Annotated in this window: 17 protein-coding genes and 1 pseudogene; 14 read left to right on the plus strand and 4 right to left on the minus strand. The window is 71.3% G+C overall.

Annotated features, from left to right (window positions below; genetic code table 11):
• Positions 1-66: 66 nt before the first annotated feature.
• The 3 genes and pseudogenes from ACIPAE_RS36935 to ACIPAE_RS36945 form a co-directional block, all read left to right on the plus strand.
• Positions 67-720 (plus strand): CatB-related O-acetyltransferase, encoded by a 654-nt coding sequence (locus ACIPAE_RS36935; protein ID WP_329372703.1) that lies wholly within the window; start codon positions 67-69, stop codon positions 718-720.
• Positions 721-804: 84 nt separating this feature from the next.
• Complete coding sequence (locus ACIPAE_RS36940) at positions 805-2016, plus strand: macrolide family glycosyltransferase (protein ID WP_402451423.1); 1212 nt, start codon at positions 805-807, stop codon at positions 2014-2016.
• A 353-nt stretch (positions 2017-2369) separates the two neighbouring features.
• Positions 2370-2579, plus strand: a pseudogene (locus ACIPAE_RS36945) (hypothetical protein); the annotation flags it as partial.
• A 20-nt stretch (positions 2580-2599) separates the two neighbouring features.
• Here ACIPAE_RS36945 and ACIPAE_RS36950 read toward each other — a convergent pair.
• Positions 2600-3178, minus strand: coding sequence for a TetR/AcrR family transcriptional regulator (locus ACIPAE_RS36950; RefSeq protein ID WP_383212222.1), 579 nt, complete (start codon positions 3176-3178; stop codon positions 2600-2602).
• Between the two features lie 80 nt (positions 3179-3258).
• On the opposite strand from ACIPAE_RS36950, the gene ACIPAE_RS36955 reads away from it, so the two are divergent.
• The 4 genes from ACIPAE_RS36955 (at position 3259) to ACIPAE_RS36970 (ending at position 7467) form a co-directional block, all read left to right on the plus strand.
• The gene (locus ACIPAE_RS36955; protein ID WP_366411293.1) at positions 3259-4032 is read left to right on the plus strand and encodes an oxidoreductase; all 774 of its coding nucleotides are present in this window, start codon (positions 3259-3261) and stop codon (positions 4030-4032) included.
• A 33-nt stretch (positions 4033-4065) separates the two neighbouring features.
• Entirely contained in the window at positions 4066-4434 is a 369-nt protein-coding gene (locus ACIPAE_RS36960) for a VOC family protein (RefSeq protein WP_402451425.1), read from the plus strand.
• Positions 4435-4625: 191 nt separating this feature from the next.
• Complete coding sequence (locus ACIPAE_RS36965; protein WP_402451428.1) at positions 4626-4793, plus strand: hypothetical protein; 168 nt, start codon at positions 4626-4628, stop codon at positions 4791-4793.
• Positions 4794-5436: 643 nt separating this feature from the next.
• Complete coding sequence (locus ACIPAE_RS36970) at positions 5437-7467, plus strand: PQQ-binding-like beta-propeller repeat protein (protein ID WP_402451429.1); 2031 nt, start codon at positions 5437-5439, stop codon at positions 7465-7467.
• 13 nt (positions 7468-7480) lie between these two features.
• Here ACIPAE_RS36970 and ACIPAE_RS36975 read toward each other — a convergent pair whose 3' ends face one another.
• On the minus strand, positions 7481-7780 hold the full coding sequence (locus ACIPAE_RS36975; RefSeq protein WP_402451431.1) for a hypothetical protein: 300 nt from the start codon (positions 7778-7780) through the stop codon (positions 7481-7483).
• 141 nt (positions 7781-7921) lie between these two features.
• Between ACIPAE_RS36975 and ACIPAE_RS36980 the strand changes: the two genes are divergently transcribed.
• Positions 7922-8755: a PIG-L family deacetylase gene (locus ACIPAE_RS36980; RefSeq protein WP_329372716.1), complete on the plus strand. Its 834-nt coding sequence runs from the start codon at positions 7922-7924 to the stop codon at positions 8753-8755.
• Between the two features lie 100 nt (positions 8756-8855).
• Here ACIPAE_RS36980 and ACIPAE_RS36985 read toward each other — a convergent pair whose 3' ends face one another.
• Together ACIPAE_RS36985 and ACIPAE_RS36990 are read right to left on the minus strand one after the other, a co-directional pair.
• On the minus strand, positions 8856-10085 hold the full coding sequence (locus ACIPAE_RS36985) for an amidohydrolase (RefSeq protein WP_402451434.1): 1230 nt from the start codon (positions 10083-10085) through the stop codon (positions 8856-8858).
• A 66-nt stretch (positions 10086-10151) separates the two neighbouring features.
• Positions 10152-10829 carry a FadR/GntR family transcriptional regulator gene (locus ACIPAE_RS36990; RefSeq protein ID WP_329372720.1) on the minus strand — a complete coding sequence of 226 codons (678 nt, stop codon included), beginning with the start codon at positions 10827-10829 and terminating at the stop codon, positions 10152-10154.
• A gap of 246 nt (positions 10830-11075) precedes the next feature.
• Between ACIPAE_RS36990 and ACIPAE_RS36995 the strand changes: the two genes are divergently transcribed.
• From ACIPAE_RS36995 to ACIPAE_RS37020, 6 genes are read left to right on the plus strand one after another with little or no spacing between them, the layout of a single operon-like run.
• Positions 11076-12038 (plus strand): sugar phosphate isomerase/epimerase family protein, encoded by a 963-nt coding sequence (locus ACIPAE_RS36995; RefSeq protein WP_402451437.1) that lies wholly within the window; start codon positions 11076-11078, stop codon positions 12036-12038.
• Positions 12035-12907 carry an ABC transporter permease gene (locus ACIPAE_RS37000; RefSeq protein WP_366411301.1) on the plus strand — a complete coding sequence of 291 codons (873 nt, stop codon included), beginning with the start codon at positions 12035-12037 and terminating at the stop codon, positions 12905-12907. Before ACIPAE_RS36995 ends, ACIPAE_RS37000 begins: the two co-directional genes overlap by 4 nt.
• 14 nt (positions 12908-12921) lie before the next feature.
• Positions 12922-13938, plus strand: a complete 1017-nt coding sequence (locus ACIPAE_RS37005; protein ID WP_329372726.1) for an ABC transporter permease — start codon at positions 12922-12924, stop codon at positions 13936-13938.
• 28 nt (positions 13939-13966) lie between these two features.
• A complete protein-coding gene (locus tag ACIPAE_RS37010; protein WP_402451441.1) occupies positions 13967-15010 on the plus strand; it encodes an ABC transporter ATP-binding protein in 1044 nt (347 codons plus the stop codon).
• The gene (locus ACIPAE_RS37015) at positions 15007-16092 is read left to right on the plus strand and encodes an ABC transporter ATP-binding protein (protein ID WP_402451443.1); all 1086 of its coding nucleotides are present in this window, start codon (positions 15007-15009) and stop codon (positions 16090-16092) included. The genes ACIPAE_RS37010 and ACIPAE_RS37015 overlap by 4 nt, the downstream gene beginning before the upstream one ends.
• Positions 16089-17720 carry an ABC transporter substrate-binding protein gene (locus tag ACIPAE_RS37020; RefSeq protein ID WP_402451445.1) on the plus strand — a complete coding sequence of 544 codons (1632 nt, stop codon included), beginning with the start codon at positions 16089-16091 and terminating at the stop codon, positions 17718-17720. The genes ACIPAE_RS37015 and ACIPAE_RS37020 overlap by 4 nt, the downstream gene beginning before the upstream one ends.
• Positions 17721-17754 lie beyond the last annotated feature (34 nt).

The raw sequence follows: 17754 nt of genomic DNA on the forward strand, positions 1-17754 counted from the left end.
GGCTGTGCCAGCATCTTAACGCGACAGTTGTCGCTCTAAGCCCGCCCGAGAGGAACCGCCGCCACGATGCCGCCCGTGCCCGCCGACCCCACCGTGCTCCACCCGATGCCCGGGCACCCGCGGGTGGTCCTGCTCAAGCCACTGGTGACGTCGCCGCTGATCGAGGTCGGCGACTTCTCCTACTACGACGATCCGGACGACCCGACCGCGTTCGAGACGCGCAACGTCCTCTACCACTACGGCCCCGAGCGGCTGGTCATCGGCAGGTACTGCGCGCTGGGGACGGGCACCCGGTTCCTGATGAACGGCGCCAACCACCGGATGGACGGTCCTTCCACCTTCCCGTTCCCCACCATGGGGGGCTCCTGGGCGGAGCACTTCGACCTGATCACCGACCTGCCCGGCCGGGGTGACACGGTCGTCGGCAACGACGTGTGGTTCGGCCACGGCGCCACGGTCATGCCCGGGGTGCGCATCGGCCACGGCGCGATCATCGCCGCGGGCGCCGTGGTCACCGCCGACGTCCCCGACTACGGCATCGCCGGCGGCAACCCCGCCCGGCTCATCCGCACCCGCTACGACGCCGCGGACATCGCCCGGCTCCTCGCGGTGGCGTGGTGGGACTGGCCCGTGCGGCACATCACCCGGCACGTGCGGACGATCATGTCGGGGACCGTCGCCGAGTTGGAGGAGGCCGCCGCGCAGCTCGACCAACCCTGACACCGCGTCCTCGGCGAACCCCCGTCGTCGCCGCGCCGCCCGCGTCGCCCGCAACCCTCCCGCGCCAGAATCGAGTGATCGCCCATGTCCCGTCGCCGCGCCCACATCGCGATGGTCGGCGTCCCCCTCGTCAGCCACGTCCTGCCCAGCCTCGCGCTCATCCGTGAGCTGGTGGCCCGCGGGCACCGGGTCAGCTACGCCAACGACCCGCTCGTGGCCGACCGGATCGAGTCCGCGGGCGCGGAACGGGTGCCCTGCACCTCCACGTTGCCCGTCGTGGACAACGACTGGCCGGCCGATCCCATCGCCGCGGCGAGCCTCTTCCTCGACGACGCCGTCCAGGCACTCCCGCAACTGCGCGCCGCCTACGACGCCGATCCGGCCGACCTCTACCTCTACGACATCGGCGCCTACGCCGCGCGCGCCCTCGCCGAAGCGCAGGACCGCCCCCTCGTGCAGCTGTCCCCGACGTTCGTCGGCTGGGACGGCTACCAGGAGGACGTCGGCGCGCAGTTGCGGAAGCTGCCGGGCGCCGACGCGTACCAGGACAGGTTCGCCCGGTGGCTCGCCGGCTGCGGTGCGACCACCACGGACGTGGACACGTTCTGCGGTCCGCCCGCCCGGGCCCTCGCCCTGATCCCGCGAGCGATGCAGCCGCACGCCGATCGGGTCGACACCGACACGGTGACCTTCGTCGGCCCCTGCTTCGACACCCGAGCGGACCCGGACGGCTGGACCCGCCCGGCCGGCGCGGACCACGTGCTGCTGATCTCGCTCGGCTCGGCGTACACCCGCCGGCCCGCGTTCTACCGGCAGTGCGTCGCGGCCTTCGGCGACCTGCCCGGCTGGCACGTCGTCCTCCAGATCGGCAAGTACACCGACCCCGGGGAACTCGGCACCCTCCCGCCCAACATCGACGTGCACTCCTGGGTCCCGCAGCGGGCGGTGCTGGAACAGGCCGACGCGTTCCTCACCCACGCCGGCATGGGCGGCTGCGGCGAAGGGCTCCTCGCCGGCGTTCCCATGATCGCCGTGCCGCAGGGAGCCGAGCAGTTCATGAACGCCGACCGGCTCGTGGAACTCGGCGTCGCCCGCCGCGTGGACACCGACGACGCGACCCCCGAGACCCTTCGCGCGGCGCTGAACGACCTGGTCACGGATACGGAACGTGCCGACCGGTCCCGGCAGTTGCGGGCCGCCGCCCAGGGAGAGGGCGGCACCCCGCGCGCCGCCGACCTCATCGAGGACATGCTGCCCGCCGCCGTGGTCCCCGCGACGGGCCGCGGGCCGCGGTAGCCGGCCACGGGCACCCTTACGGTTGATGCCCTTCGGCTGTCGAGTGAAAGCCGCCTGTCGCGGCGAAAGGGGCCGAGGTGTCGACCGAAGAGCGGCGCGAGGCGATTCTGCGGATGGTCGAACGCCGGGGGTCGGTCACGGTGACGGACCTCTGATCGAGGAGATGGCGGTCTCGACCCTCACCGTGCGCCAGGACGTACGGGAGCCTCGCCGGAAAGGGGCAGATCACCCGGGTACACGGCGGCGCCATGTCGCCGGCCGCGGCCCGGGCGCCCGCACCGAAGACTCCTGCGGCCCGCGCCCCGCCGGCGCACCCGGGCAAGAGCGTCGGACTGGTGGTCCCGCCGGGCGGCTACCACTACGCGGCCATCGCCCAGCTGCGTGCCGAGGGCCACGACATCCGCGTCGAAGATGGCGCCCGGCTCTCCCCGCTCAAGCGCCGGAACCTGAGCCTGCTCGGACGCTACAGCCTCACCGCGAGCGTCCCGGTCGACGGCACCCTGCGGCCGCTGCGTGATGCGGACGTCCCGGACCCGGACGAGGACGACGACGGGCAGGAGCAGCACGCCGCGCGCTCTTCGGTTCAGGTCGCGCGCGGGACGCCGTGGCGCAGGCCGTCGAGGAGGAGGTTGGTGATCTGGCGGGCTTCGTCGAGCCACCCGTCGCTCACGCGCATGGCGCAGATACCGCCCAGGGCTCGTAGCAGGGTGGGGCCGGTGACGTCGCCGCGGACGGTGCCGGCCGTGGCGCCGGCGTCAAGGAGGCGGGTGAGGGCGTCGCCCATATGGGTACGGGCGACGCCGAAGACCGGTGAGTCGCTCGCCATGATGCTCTCCAGCGCGACGGACATGCCTTTGCCCACGGCCGCGTGGTCGACCAGCAGGAGCAGGAAACGGCGCAGGGCCTCCGCCGGGGCGTGGTGCTCCAGCAGCTGCTCGGGTGCGGCGCACAGGTCGTCGACTTCCTTGCGGTAGACCTCCTCGATCAGTGCCTCGCGGGTCTCGAAGTGCCGGTAGAGCGTTCCGACGGCGACTCCGGCGCTGCGGGCGATCTCTTCCACGTGCGCGTCGGTGTCGCCGGCGAGGAACGCTTCGCGGGCGGCCGACAGCAGGGCTTCGCGGTTGCGGCGCGCGTCGGCGCGCAGCGGGCGTGGTGACGGCAAGGGACCTCCGTAAGGTGAGTCCGGTTCCGTTTATGTGTATCGTTTCCGGAGTCAGGTTCATCTTACGGAAGGGCCATCCGATGCCGATCACCGATGAGGGGCTGGAGGGCCTACGGGTCCTGGTCACCGGCGGCAGCCGGGGCCTGGGTGCGGCGACCGTGCGCCGGTTCGTCGCCGCGGGCGCGACAGTGCTGACGGCCTCCCGCAGCCGGCCCGGAGAGAACAGCGGCGCCACCTTCATGCCGGCGGACCTCTCCACTCCGGAGGGGGTGGCCGACCTCGGCCGCCGCGTCATCGACCACGTGGGCGGCGTGGACGTCCTCGTGAACAACGCCGGCGCGGCGAGCCCCCCGGCACCGACTCTGAGCCGGTCGGACGAATCCTGGCACGCGGACCTGGGGATGAACCTCCTGAGCGCCGTGCGCCTGGACCGGGCCCTGGTGCCGGGCATGGTCGAGCGAGGCTCCGGCGTCGTCGTGCACATCTCCTCGATCGCCAGCCGGCTGCCCCAACGCACGGAAGCCTCCTACGCCGCAGCGAAGGCCGCACTGAACGCCTACAGCCGAGAACTGGCCACCGAGGTCGGCGAACACGGAGTGCGCGTGGTCTGCGTTCTTCCCGGCTTCGTCGTCACCGACGGCGCCACCGCCCACCTGCGGCACATGGCCGAGCAGCAGGGCGTGACCGCGGACGAGATCACCCGCCGGATCGTGGACCACCTGAAAATCCCCATGGACCGCCCCGGAGACCCCGAGGACGTCGCCGAGATGATCGCCTTCCTCGCCTCCAGCCGCGCGAAATGGCTCACCGGAGCGCAGTTCCGCGTCGACGGTGGCATCCTCCCCACCGTCTGAACACGAGCCGGCACCAAGAACAGGACCACCATCATGTCCCTCACCCTGACCTCTGTGATCATCGACGCGGCCGACATCGGGACGGAGGGTGCCTTCTGGCACCGCCTGCTCGGCGGATCGACCACCACCACGCCCACCCACCACTTCATCCAGGCACCCGGCCTGCCCGTGATCGTCGTCCAGTCCGCCCCCGGACACACCGCCCCGGGATGGCCGGACGGCGCCCCCCAGCAGATGCACCTCGACTTCGGCGTTGAAGACCTCGCGACCGCAGACCGCGCCGCCGTCGACGCCGGTGCCACGCGCCTGCGCCCCACAGAGGAGTCCAGCTCAGACGCCGGCACCGGCAGCCGTGTGTACGCCAGCCCCGCCGGACATCCCTTCTGCCTCCGCGCGGCCTGAGACTGCCATCGCTCATCGTGGACGCCTGTCGTCAGACGATCGAATGACGACAAGCGCGGCGGGCATCCAATGAACCCGGTGATTCCGGGGCCTGACGGCGGCTCCGATCCGATGGGATCGATCCTATGAGGGCTGACGACAGGGTTGGATGACATCCGAGGTCCGATGCGGCAGCAGGAGCGGGAAACAGCGTGGCCCATCTCGTCTACAAGCGGGTGTCGACCGACCAGCAGTCCACCGCCCGCCAGGATCTCGTCCTGGCCGAGGCCGGTATCGAGGACCCGATCGCCTTCGAAGAGGACTCGGGTACCTCCGGCCGCCTCTACCCGCTCCAGCGCCCGAAGTTCGGCTACGCGTAGCCGGGCGACACCGTGTCCAGCGAGACCTCCAGCGCGAGCTGACGTACGACGGACTGCGGGCCGCCGAGGCCAAGGGCAGAGCAAGGGCGGACGCCGCCCCGCCGTCGCGGTCGACGAGATCGGCACGGTCCGCACCCCGTACGTGGAGGGCCGCTCGATCGCTGCCCTCGCCCGCGACCACGGCGTAAGCCGCGGCGCGATCCGCACGGCCGTCGCCGACCTCTGAGCGGGCCGCGCTCGACCAGGGCGTGACCGTACGGCGGGGGCCAGGGCTACACCCTGCGCGTCAGAGCCGTCCCCTCCACGCACCGACAGTTCCTCGCCCGCTGCCGGCCGCTCGACAGCGGTCACGGACTCCCCGCGATCCCGGCCCAGCGCAAGGCACCCCCCGAGTACGAGAACCGGGTCACACGCTCACACCCGGGCCGGGATCGCGCACGGGCCTCCAGCGGGCCCACGGTTAGCGACCGGTAGGCAGGAGCGGCAGGGCTGGGACTGGGGCTGGGGCACTGCAACTCCCGCGCGCTTTCGTTTCGTTCGCAACGCGTCGTTCATTCGAAGAGTGAAAGCAATACTCCTTGACGACGTTTCGTATGAAGCGAATGATGACGGATGCGAAAGCGCTTACCTAGGAGGAGCCCGCATGACCGAACCGTTCTCCACCACCCGCCGCCGCCTCTTGCAGTTCGGTGGCGCCGCCGGGCTGGCCGCCGCCGCCAACTCGCTCGCCGCTCCGGGCGCGGCCGCGGCGACCGCTTCGTCGCGCGGCCCGCGCACGACCGTGACCGACCTGGGCCCGGCAGTCGTCCAGTACTCCCTCATGAGCGGACTGCTCGTCGGCGACACCGTCTACATCGGATCGCGCAACCTCGCCCCTGCCCGGGTGATCGGGTTCCACCTGCCGACCCGGAAGGTGGTCTCGGTCACCGATCTCGACGCGGCACCCGATCCCACCGTCCAGGCGCTCGCGGCGGACCCGACCGGCCGGTACCTCTACATCGGCGTGCTGCTCAAGGGCGACCAGGGCAAGCCGAACCTCTTCCGGTGGGACCTGACGACGCCGGACAAGCCTGCGGTGGGCATCGGCAGGACGGGCGGGGACCGCGACATCCGCGCGCTGGCGGTCGCCCCCGACGGAACGGTGTACGCGGTGGGCGGCGTGACGGGAACGCCGCCCGCGCTGTGGGAGTACGACCCGGCCACCGGTGCGACCACCAGCCTGGGTGTCGCCAATCCGCTTGCCACCGAGGCCGAGGCCGTCGCGGCCACCGACACCGCCGTCTTCGTCGGCTCGGGCAGCGTCCTGGTCGGCGGGGGCGACGCGAGCAAGGCGGCGCTGTTCGCGTTCGACCGGACCAAGCGCACGTTCACCTCGGTGGTGCCCAAGGAGATGGAGCAGGACCCCAGCCTGCGGTGCCTCGGCGTCGTCGGCGGGAACCTGGTGGTCGGCACCTCGGGCGGGGTCGATCCGGCGAAGCTCGCGGTGATGGACCTGGCGGACCTCTCCTCTTACACGGTGGTGAGCGTCAACGGCACGACCGCCAAGTGCTTCACCGCCGACACGGACCGGATCTACTTCGCCACCGACACGGGAGTGTATTCCTACTCGTTGGCGGACAAGGCGGTCTCCGCGGTGGAGTTCGACGGACCGGATCTCGGAGAGATCTGGGGCGTGGACCACACCGACGGGAAGCTGGAGGTCGTCTCGGCCTACGGGTTCGTCGCCGAGATCGATCTGGCCGCCGGCACCTCGGTGATCACCGACCTGGGCACGGCAGGCGCTCCCGCGGACGCGGAGGCGGGCATGGGGATCGCGGCCGGCGGCGGATACGTCTACGTCGGCGGCACCGGCACCCTCGCCCGGCACGACCTGCGGAGCGGAGCCGTCGTCAATCTGCGGGCGCCCGGCGAGGTCAAGGACGCCGAGGTGATCGGCGGCCGGCTGTACACCGGCCAGTACGACGCCCTGGGCATCTGGGAGTACGACCCCCGCGCAGGCGGGCAACCGCACCAGATCGCGCAGTTCCCCAGCGTGCAGAACCGGCCGATGGACACCTCCTGGGACCCGGCCAACAAGTTGCTCCTGCTCGGCGTGCAGTCCGACACCGAGGGCGGCGGCGCCTTGTGGACGTACGCGCCGAGGACGGGGAAGTCGACCTCGTACGTCAACCCGATCGACAGCGTCCAGCTCGTCGCGGCGGTGGCGAACCGGGACGGCGTCGCCTACCTGGGCGGTGACAACGAGGCCGCCACGGGAGCGCGCGGCACCGTGGTGGCCGTCGATCCGGTCACCGGCCGCGAGCTGTGGCGCCTGGAGACGGGGCAGCAGAAGGGGGTGACGGCCCTCGCGGTGCAGGGCCGCCACCTCTACGGGCTGACCAGGGACGGCGTGCTGTTCGTCATCGACCTGCACACCCGGCAGTTGCTGCACACCGCGGACGTGAGCAGCGTCAGCCGCGGCTACGCGGCCCTGGTCACCAATCGCGGCACCGTCTACGGCGTCTCGATCACCACGCTCTTCCGCTTCCACCCGAAGACGTTCGCCGTCAGCACCGTCGTCCCCGGCATCAACGGCATCTGGTACAGCGAACCGCACGTCAACGCCCACGACGGCAAGCTCTACACGCTGCGTGGCCACAACCTCGTCGAGGTGGACGACCGCCCGCCGCGATGACCGGTGGGGACGCTCAGGGGAGCGGCCGCGCCGCCAGGCCCGACGCGATCCGGCGCAACTGCCGGGCCGCGCCGGGCAGGGCGGTGACGGCGGTACCGGCCGTCACCGCCGAGCGGGCGAACGCCGCCAAGATGTTCGGCCCCGAGCGCGTGGTGGTCGCGTTCACCCCGGAGATGAACCTGCCGGAACTCGCGGCCCGCGTGGAGCGGGTCTTCCGCCGGCAGTACGAGCTTCCGGGCGGGCCCGATCCTGCGTGCACCCGCGTGCCGCGCAGCCGTATCGGGAACAGCAGGTCCGGCCGTCGCCGTTGCACCGATCGACGGCCCGGCGCCGTACGCGCGGGGGGATACGGTGATCACAAGGTCGTCCGCCCTCGCGCGGAACCGGGCTCCGAGGTGGCGGTACGCCTGCCGCGCACCGGGACCACGACACATTTCTGCAGAAGGACTGTTTGATGGCTGACCGGCCCCTGACGCTCATGGCAGTGCACGCCCACCCCGACGACGAGGCCACCGGAACCGGGGGAGTCCTCGCGCGGTACGCGGCGGAAGGCATCCGCACGGTCCTGGTGACCTGTACCGACGGCGGTTGCGGTGACGGACCGGGAGGTGTCAAGCCGGGCGATCCCGGCCACGATCCGGCGGCGGTCGCCTCGATGCGCCGCAAGGAACTCGAGGCGAGCTGCGACGTCCTGAAGGTCGGCGATCTGGAGATGCTCGACTACGCCGACTCCGGAATGATGGGCTGGTCGAGCAACGACGCCCCCGGGTCCTTCTGGCAGACCCCCGTGCAGGAAGGCGCGGCCCGGCTCGCGGACCTCATGCGGGAGTACCGCCCCGATGTGGTCGTCACCTATGACGAGAACGGCTTCTACGGCCACCCCGACCACATCCAGGCCCACCGCATCACCATGGCGGCGCTGGAGATGACCGACCTGACCCCGAAGGTGTACTGGACCACCATGCCCCGCACGATGTTCCAGCGGTTCGGCGAGGTCATGCGCGAGCTGGACGAGGACATGCCGGAGCCGGACCCCGCCGAGGCCGCCGCGATGGCCGAGATCGGGCTCCCCGACGATCAGATCACCACATGGGTGGACACCACGGCGTTCAGCGGTCAGAAGTTCGACGCGCTGGCCGCGCACGCCAGCCAGGGCGAGAACATCTTCTTCCTCAAGATGGGCAAGGAGAGGTTCGGCGAGTTGATGGGCATGGAGACCTTCGTCCGGGTCCAGGACACCACCGGCGCGGCCACACCCGAGAACGACCTCTTCGCCGGCCTGCGCTGATCCGCCGGCCTGCGCTGATCCGCCGGCCCGCGCTGATCCGCCGGCCCGCGCTGATCCGCCCCCGCCCGGCCGCCGCCACGGCCCTGCCTGCCCCCGGGGCTCAGACCAGCACACCGTCCTCGGCCACGACCCTGCCCTGGCGGATGACGACACGGTCCTGCGGCCGGTCCATCACCGCGCTGGTCACCGTCTCCCCGGAGAGCAGGACGAGGTCGGCGGCGTCGCCCTGGGCCAAGCCGCGGGGTTCCGGGGCGGCGGCCGTCCAGGCGGCGCCGACCCCGCCGCCCGCCAGGACCGCCCGGCCGCCCACGGTGGCCAGCGCGACGCAGCGCTCGATGTGCTCGTCGCGCCGCAGCTGGTTGGTGAACGCGAGCTGCCAGGTGCGGCCGAGGATGTCGCCGTCGCCGAACGGCGACCAGTAGTCCCGAATGCCGTCCTGGCCCAGGCCCACCCGCACGCGGTGCTCGGCCAGCAGTTCCAGGGGCAGCGTGCGCCGGCCGCTCGGGGCGATCGTGGTGAGGGCGATGTCGAGTTCGGCGAGCTGGGTGACCAGTTCCTCGACCCGGGGGGCCTGCGACGTGGCGAGCGCGAAGGCGTGCGAGATCGTCACCTTGCCCCGCATGGACAGGGCGCGGACCCGGTCGAAGACGAGGCCGAGCGTGAAGGCCCCGAGCTCGCCCTCCTCGTGGAGATGCAGGTCCAGGCCGGTCTGGTGGCGTTCGGCCAGGCCGAAGACGATGTCCAGGTGCTCGACCGGATCGCGATCGAGGCCGCAGGGGTCGATGCCGCCCACCAGATCCGCGCCGCTGGAGAGCGCGTCGGCCAGCAGGTCGGCGGTGCCGCGGTCGCGGACGATCCCGGCCTGCGGGAAGGCGACGACCTGGACCGTCGCCCGGTCCTGGTGCGCTTCGCGCGCGGCGAGCACGCCATGGAGGCGGTCGAGGCCGGATTCCGTGTCGACCTGGGCGTGGCTGCGTACGGCGGTGGCGCCCGAGGCGATGGTCCTGCCGAGGGTGTGGGTCGCCCGCTCGCTGACGCTCGCCTCCGCGGAACGCCAGTTGGCCCGGTCGTTCTCGATCAGGCCCTCAAGACCCGGCCCCGCGGTGTGCGGGCGGAACGGCAGGCCGAGCCGGGTGGAGTCGAGGTGGGCGTGCGCGTCGGTGAAGGAGGGCAGCGCGATCCGCCCGCGCCCGTCGATGACGCCCGGCTCGTCCCGCGCCGTCCCGCCGCCGGCCGGCAGCACCTGCGTGATCCGGCCGTCCTCGACGAGGAGGTCGCTCGGCTCGCCCGCCCAGGGGCGTACGTCGATGATCTTCTTCGGACTCGTCATGGCTCTCCGTAGGTTGTCAGCGGGGCAGGCAGGGCAGGCGGGGCAGGCGGGCCGGGCGGGGCGGGGTCACTGCAACGCGCACTGCTGCTCCTGCCCAGCGATGATCGACAGGACGATCTCGGAGGCGCGCGCCGCGTCCCCCGCCCTGATCGCGTCGAACAGGGCCTCGTGGTCGTCGCCGCCCTCGCCGACGGCGTGTTCGAGCGACCGGACCGTGTCCAGCGACTCCCGCATGGCCAGCGAGAGCCCCTCGTAGAGGTCCAGGAGCAGGGAGTTGCCGGCGGCCTTCGCGACGGCCAGGTGGAAGGAGACGTCGGCGTCGACGAAGGTCGACTGGTCGCCCGTGGAGGCCGCCTCGCGCCGGCGCCGCAGGATGTCGGCCATCGCCTCCAGGTCGTCCTCGGTACGCCGTGCGGCGGCCAGTTGGACCGCGGCCGTGTCCAGCCCGCGCCGCACTTCGAGGACGTCCCGGGTCTTGCTGTCGGTGAGCTTGCGGTTGAGCGCCACGGTCGCCTCGTCGACCGCGATCACATACGTGCCGTCGCCCTGCCGTACGGAGAGCAGGCCGGCGTAGGTGAGGGCGCGGATGGCCTCGCGCAGCGGCGCTCGGCTCAGGCCCATGGTCTGGGTGAGTTCCGCCTCGGACGGCAGCCGGTCACCCAGCGCCCAGTTCCCCTCGCGGATCTGGTCGCGGATCTCCTCGATGGCGACCTGTACTGCGGAAACGCGGTTGAAGCGTGGCACTTAACCCCCCACCTTCCTGGTGGTCAGCCGGGCCCTCGCCGGTGGAGCGGCGACCGAGGCGATGCCATGTCGTGCGGCTCGGAGGATCTGCCGAAAGTCCATCGAGGTCCCTATCCAGAAACATCAGACGTCTGGTAATCAGATTACATGACGACCACGTCCCCGCGTATCGCCTTCGATCAAACCGAGTCCCGAACCCTCCCTGACCGAGCCTCAGATCCGCGCACGACCAAGCGTCTTGGAGCCATGTGCGGCCCGGTCCAGGGCATCGGCGCGGGCGACTGGCCGACGGCCCTCGACCTGGCCGGCCAACTGGGCCTGGGCGGCGTGCTCTTCGCCGACCCTCGCGCGGTCAGTCCTTCGCTGGACCGGGCCGAACTGCAGGCGGCCCGGCAGGCCGCCGACGAGCGCGGCCTCTTCATCGAAGCCGGGGTGGGCTGCCTCGGCCCGCACGGCGACCACGCCGAACGCGTCGCCGAACTCACCGCGATGATCGGTGCCGCCGTGGCCCTGGGCTGCGACCGGTTCTTCGCCTACACCAGGACCGAGCGGCAGCGCGCCTCACCCTCGCACGCCGAGCAACTGGCGGAGATCCAGCGGACGTTGGCCGCCCTGCGGCCGGTGCTGCTGGAACACGGCTGCCGGCTCAACGTGAAGACCCACGAGGACCTCTCCTCGGACGAGGTGATCCGGCTGGTCGAGACCGCCGGCACCGACGTGTTCGGGGTGAGCCTCGACGTGGCGAACCTCGTCGTACGCGCCGAGGACCCGGTCGAGGTGACCCGGCGGCTCGCGCCCTACGTCCACCAGACCCATCTGGAGGACGTCGCGCTGTACTTCACCCCCGCCGGTCTGCGCCGCGAACTGCGGCCCTGCGGCGACGGAGTGCTCGACTGGACCGCGATCCTGGACACCCTCGTCCGGGACGCTCCGGCCCGGCACCTCGTCTTCGAGCAGCATCGTGGGCAGTTCGACACGGAGATGTTCCGGGACGACTGGTTCGACGCGGAACCCCACATCAGGCCACGGGAGCTGGCCCGCCTGGTGCGCGCCGCGGTGCGCTGTGAGCGCTCGGCGGCGGAGCAAGGCGGCCGGCAGCCGGTCGACGCCGCATCGCGCACCGACAGCGCCGGGTACCGCGCCGAACTGCGCCGAAGCATCACCCACGTGCGTTCCGTACTGGTCACGATCTCTGGAGAGCAGCCGTGACAACCATCGCCTCGACCCGGCTGCGCGCCGTGCGCCGCCGGGTCTCAAGAAACGACAAGGTCCTGGTGGTCGCCCTGAGCGCGCTGGGAGTCCTCGCCCTGGTCGTGGTCTTCGGCCCGCTCGTGTGGCCGGACAACTCCAACACCGTCGATCTGGCCCAGCAGTTCACCCCGCCCTCGGCCCACCACCCGCTGGGCACCGACAACCTCGGCCGGGACATGCTCGCCCGGGTACTGGTCGGCGCGCGGGCCTCGCTCGGCGCCGGCCTGGTCGTCGCCCTGGCCGGGGCGGTCCTCGGCTGTGTCACCGGCCTGCTCGCCGGGGCGCTGGGGGGCTACGTCGACACCGTCCTGACCTGGCTGACCAACTCGATCCTCTGCTTCCCCTCGATCATGCTCGCGATGGCGGTCGTGATGGCCCTCAAACCCGGTATACCCGCGGTCGTGATCGGCCTGTCGATCCACTCGTTCCCCTGGTACATGCGCACCCTGCGCAGCGAGGTCATGCGGATCTCCGCCAAGGACTTCGTCAAGTCCACCCGGGCGATCGGGGCGACCCAGCGCCGAACCCTGTTCGTGCACATCTTCCCGCACCTGATCTCCACCATCGTGCTGCAGATGGCGGCCGTCTTCGGCGCGGCGGTCCTCTCGCTCGCGGCACTGGGCTTCCTCGGCATGGGCGCCCAGCCGCCGACCGCCGAACTCGGCTCGATGATCACCGACGGCCAGCAGTTCTTCCTGACCGGCCAGTGGTGGGTCGCGGCCTTCCCCGGCCTCGTGCTGCTCATCGCCGTGACCCTGACCACCGTCGTCGCCGACCGGACGCGCGAGATCCTCGACCCCCGCGGCGAGTACATCGTGGCCGACTGACGAGAGGGACCCTGATGCTCGCCACCGTCTCCAAGCGCCTCGCCGTCGGGATCACCACCATCCTCGGCGCGCTGGTGTTCTCCTTCCTCATGCTGCGCAAGCTGCCCGGCGACCCGGCCCGGCTCGTCGGCGGTGACCTCGCCAACCCGACGACGATCGCCAACATCCGCGCCTCGATGGGGCTCGACAAGTCGCTGCCGGCGCAGTTCTGGGACTACCTCACCGCGCTCGCGCACGGCAACCTCGGGTTCTCCTTCAGCACCGGCCAACCGGTGGCCGGCCTGCTGCGCTCCCGGCTGCCGGCCACGATCGAACTCGGCCTGACCGGCGTGTTCATCGCCGTGGCGTCGGCACTCGTCTTCGGCGCCGTCGCGGTCTTCCGCCGCAAGAAGGGCGCCGACGTCTCGCTGCGGACCACCTCGTCGCTGGCGATGGGCTCCCCGCCCTTCTGGCTCGCCCTCGTGGCCATCCTGCTGCTCTCGGTCAAGCTCGGGATCTTTCCCGGCCCCGAGGGACGGCTGTCGCCGGGCAGGGCCGCCCCGCACGACGTCACCGGCCTCTACACCGTCGACGCCCTGCTCGCCGGCCAGTTCGCCACCTTCCTCAACGCCGTTTGGCACCTGATTCTGCCCGGCTGCACCATCGCGGTCGGACCGTTCGCCTTCCTCAGCCGGCTGTTCCGGTCGCAGCTGCGGAACACGATCCGGGAGCCGTTCGTACTGGTCGCGCGGAGCCGGGGCATCACCCGCCGGGCCGCCTTCCTGCGCCATGTCGTGCCCAACTCGCTGCTTCCCCTGGTGGCCGCCACCGCGATGCTCCTCGCCGAGCTGATGACCGGCAGCGTCCTGGTGGAGAAGGTGTTCGGCTGGCCCGGCGTCGGCTCGCTGACGGTCGACGCGATCCTCCAGAAGGACTTCTCGGTCGTCCAGGGAGTCATCGTGCTGAGCGCCTTCCTCTACGTGGCGGTCAGCTTCCTGGCCGACGTCACCTACTCCACCATCGACCCCCGCATTCGAGTCGGCGCCAAGTGAGATGACAAACCGGACAGGAGCCGAGCTGATGGCTCAGACACCAGCAACCGCCGCCACCACACCCCCTACCGACGCCCTGCTCCAGGTCAGGGGCCTGCGCACCGAGTTCGCCACCCCCAGGGGAAAGGTGGCCGCCGTACGGGACGTCAGCTTCACCGTCCACCGCCGCGAGCGCCTGGCGATCGTGGGGGAGTCGGGCTCGGGCAAGTCGGCCATGGCCATGTCCATCGTCGGCCTCCTCCAGCCACCCGGCCGGGTGACCGAGGGGGAGGTGCTGCTCGACGGACAGGATCTGCGCGGGCTCACGGACTCCGAGATGTCCCAGGTCCGCGGCCGCCGGATCTCCCTGGTCTTCCAGGACCCCATGAGCGCGCTGGACCCGATCCGCAGCATCGGCTCCCAGATGGTGGAGGGCATCCGCGCCCACCAGGACATCACCCGCAAGGCCGCCCGGAAGCTGGCCGCCGACCTGCTCGGCGAGGTCGGCGTGGTCAACGCCGCCCACCGGTTGGCGGACTACCCGCACCAGTACTCCGGCGGCATGCGGCAGCGCGTGCTGATCGCGATGGCGCTCGCCAACTCGCCCGAGCTGGTGATCGCCGACGAACCGACCACCGCGCTCGACGTGACCACCCAGGCCCAGGTACTGGAACTGCTCGACCGCCTGGTGACCGACCGCGGCGCCGCCCTGATGCTGATCACGCACAACCTCGGCATCGTCGCCGGCTACTGCGACTCGGTGAAGGTCATGTACGCCGGCCAGCTGGTCGAGGAGAGCCGCAGCCGGGACCTGTTCTCCGCGGCGGCACACCCCTACTCCCGCGAGCTGATCAAGTGCGTGCTGAGGACCGACCAGGTCCCGCAGGGGCGGCTGTCCACGATCCCCGGCGCGCTCCCCGACCCCACCCTGCCCATCACGGGCTGCTCCTTCGAGCCGCGCTGCCCGGCCGGCCGCGGCAAGCCCGACTGCCGCAGCCGGGAACCGGTGCTCGTCAGCCTCGGCGCGCCGGGCGCCGAGCGCGCCACCAAGTGCCACTTCCCCGGCACCGAAGAGCTGGAGGACACCGAATGACTTCCCCGCCAGTCCAGCAGGCCGCCGAACCCGACGTGCTGCTGCGCGTCACCGACCTCACCAAGTCCTTCGGCGGCAGGCGCGCCGGCGTCGGCACCCGCAGGACCGGGCAGGTGCACGCGCTGCGGCAGGTCTCCTTCGAGGTGCGCCGGGGCGAAACCCTCGGACTCGTCGGCGAGTCCGGCTCCGGCAAGTCCACCGCCGCCTCGTGCGCGCTGCGGATGACCGACCCCGATTCCGGCTCGGTCGTCTTCGACGGAGACGACGTCGGGAAGATGTCGCACGCCGCGCTGCGGAAGATGCGCTCGCGGGTGCAGATGGTCTTCCAGGACCCCTACGGCTCGCTGGACCCGCGCTTCTCGGTACGCCGGCTCGTCGAGGAACCACTCCTGGTGCACGGCGAGCGCGACCCCGCCGTCCGGCGGGCCCGAGCCCTGGAGATGCTCGAACGGGTGGGCCTGTCGGCGGAACTGGCCGAACGCAACGCCCACGCCTTCTCCGGCGGCCAGCGCCAGCGCATCGCCATCGCCCGCGCGCTCGTCCTCCACCCCGAACTCCTCGTCCTCGACGAGCCGGTGACGGCCCTGGACGTGTCGGTGCAGGCCCAGGTCCTCAACCTGCTGGCGGACCTCCAGTCCGGACTGGGCCTGACCTGCCTGTTCATCGTGCACGACCTCGCCGTGGCCCGGTACGTCTGCCACCGCATCGCGGTGATGTACCTCGGCGAGATCGTGGAGGTCGCCGACTCCGACGAACTGTTCGCCAACCCGCTGCACCCCTACACCGTGACGCTGCTGCTCGCCGCGCCCGTCCCCGACCCCGACGTCATGGAGCGCAGCCGGCGGGCCCTGGACACGGCCAAGCCGGCCGCCGGTCCGGCGCCGGCCGAGGGCTGCCCCCTGCTGCCCCGCTGCCCGGTCGGCGCCGGCCGCCCGGACTGCGCGCAGCGCCGCCCCCGGCTGCGCGAGGTCGTCCCCGGACACCAGGTCGCCTGCCACTTCCCGGGCGAGATGCAGGAGCAACTCGCCCGGCGGGCCGGCGCCCAGAGCCGTACCCCCACGCTCGGAGAGGAGGACAAGTGACAAGAACCGATCGGATACCGGCCCGTCCCCACCGCCGCACCCTGCTCGCGGTCGGCCTCGCCGCCACCGCGGCCATGACCGCGGCCTGCGGCGGCTCGGACGTCAACGGCGCGGGGGCCGGCTCCGACCGCCCGTTCACGGTGAACTGGGCGACGAGCATCTCCAGCCTCGACCCCGCGTTCTCGTGTCCCGGCGACGACAACTCCCTGGCCGGCAGCTTCTACGGACGGCTGGTCAAGCAGTCGGTCACCGCCGACAAGGACGGGTTCACCACCGCAGACCCCGACCCGTCGAAGGTGGAGCCCGACCTCGCCACGAGCTGGAAGGTCTCCGACCAGGGGAAGACGTACACCTTCACGCTGCCCGCCGGAAAGACGTTCGCCAACGGCGACCCGCTCGACTCCAACGCGGTGAAGTACTCCCTGGAGCGCACCGTGAAGATGGGTGCCTGCGGCGCGCTCTCGCTCCAACTCGGCATCACCGACCCACCGTTGATCACCGGTGTGGACGCGCCCGACGCGACCACCGTGGTGCTGCACCTGCGGAAGGCGTATCCCGAGATCCTCTACAGCCTGTCCCAGAGCCGCGGCTCGATCTACGACCCCAAGCCGATCGAGGCCCACGGCGGCGTCAAGGCGGGCAGCCCGAACCAGTGGCTGCAAAGCCACACCGCGAGCAGCAGCGGACCGTACGTCCTACAGACCTACGTCCCCAACAACCACGCCGTCCTGGTACGCAATCCGCACTACTACGGCACCCCGGCCATCGAACCGAAGGTCCAGGTCAACTTCATCCCGTCGATCCCGACCCTGCTGCTCCAGGCCGAGAACAGCCAGGCAGACGTCACGCTCGGGCTGCCACCGCAGAGCGTGCACAGCGTCAGCGGCAAGTCCTGCTGCAAGGTCGTCAGCGCGGGCAGCGCCACACCGGTCACGGTCTCGCTGAACAACCAGGGCCCCGTCACGGGCAACGCGAAGTTCCGCGAGGCCCTCACCTACGCCATCCCCTACCAGCAGATCATCTCCAAGCTCGTCTACGGCTACGGCGACTCCTACTACGGCCCCGTGGTGCCGGGCATGGCCGGCTACAACGCCTCCCTCGAACCGCCGCGGGCCTATGACCCCGCCAAGGCCAAGCGGTTGCTGGCCGCATCGGGCCTGAAGTCACCCCACCTCGACCTGATGATCAACCCGCAGTCGCCCGGCGTGTCCGACCTCGCGGCGCTGCTCCAGTCCGTCTGGCGCGCCATCGGCGTCAAGGTGAACCTCGTGGCCAAGCCGCCGGCCGACTTCAGCACGCTGTTCAACAACGGCACCTACCAGTCGGCGCTGCTCTTCGAGTCCAGCACACCACTGGGCAGTTACGAACTGCGCAAGAAGACCACCTGCGGCAGCAGCTTCAACAACCAGCACATCTGCCTGCCCGGCAGCAAGCCGCTGCTCGCCCAGCTCAACAGCGTCACCGACCCGGCGCAACAGCAGCAGCTCATCGACCGGATCAGCACGCTCTGGGTGGACAACTCGCCGACGATCATCCTCTACCGGGCCCGGTTCACCGCCGTCCTCGGCAGGAACGTCAAGCACTTCGCGTACGCCGGGAACCTGCCCCTCGCGCAGTGGGGCCGATAGCCGGCCCGCACCCGGCGCCCCGCGCCGTACGCCT

The organism is Streptomyces sp. NPDC087270 (assembly GCF_044744625.1).
Taxonomy (GTDB): domain Bacteria; phylum Actinomycetota; class Actinomycetes; order Streptomycetales; family Streptomycetaceae; genus Actinacidiphila.

Coding starts and splice junctions, on each gene's coding strand:
- ACIPAE_RS36935 (WP_329372703.1), top strand. CDS start 67: ATGCCGCCCGTGCCCGCCGACCCCACCGTGCTCCACCCGATGCCCGGG.
- ACIPAE_RS36940 (WP_402451423.1), top strand. CDS start 805: ATGTCCCGTCGCCGCGCCCACATCGCGATGGTCGGCGTCCCCCTCGTC.
- ACIPAE_RS36955 (WP_366411293.1), top strand. CDS start 3,259: ATGCCGATCACCGATGAGGGGCTGGAGGGCCTACGGGTCCTGGTCACC.
- ACIPAE_RS36960 (WP_402451425.1), top strand. CDS start 4,066: ATGTCCCTCACCCTGACCTCTGTGATCATCGACGCGGCCGACATCGGG.
- ACIPAE_RS36970 (WP_402451429.1), top strand. CDS start 5,437: ATGACCGAACCGTTCTCCACCACCCGCCGCCGCCTCTTGCAGTTCGGT.
- ACIPAE_RS36980 (WP_329372716.1), top strand. CDS start 7,922: ATGGCTGACCGGCCCCTGACGCTCATGGCAGTGCACGCCCACCCCGAC.
- ACIPAE_RS36985 (WP_402451434.1), bottom strand. CDS start 10,085: ATGACGAGTCCGAAGAAGATCATCGACGTACGCCCCTGGGCGGGCGAG.
- ACIPAE_RS36995 (WP_402451437.1), top strand. CDS start 11,076: ATGTGCGGCCCGGTCCAGGGCATCGGCGCGGGCGACTGGCCGACGGCC.
- ACIPAE_RS37005 (WP_329372726.1), top strand. CDS start 12,922: ATGCTCGCCACCGTCTCCAAGCGCCTCGCCGTCGGGATCACCACCATC.
- ACIPAE_RS37010 (WP_402451441.1), top strand. CDS start 13,967: ATGGCTCAGACACCAGCAACCGCCGCCACCACACCCCCTACCGACGCC.
- ACIPAE_RS37015 (WP_402451443.1), top strand. CDS start 15,007: ATGACTTCCCCGCCAGTCCAGCAGGCCGCCGAACCCGACGTGCTGCTG.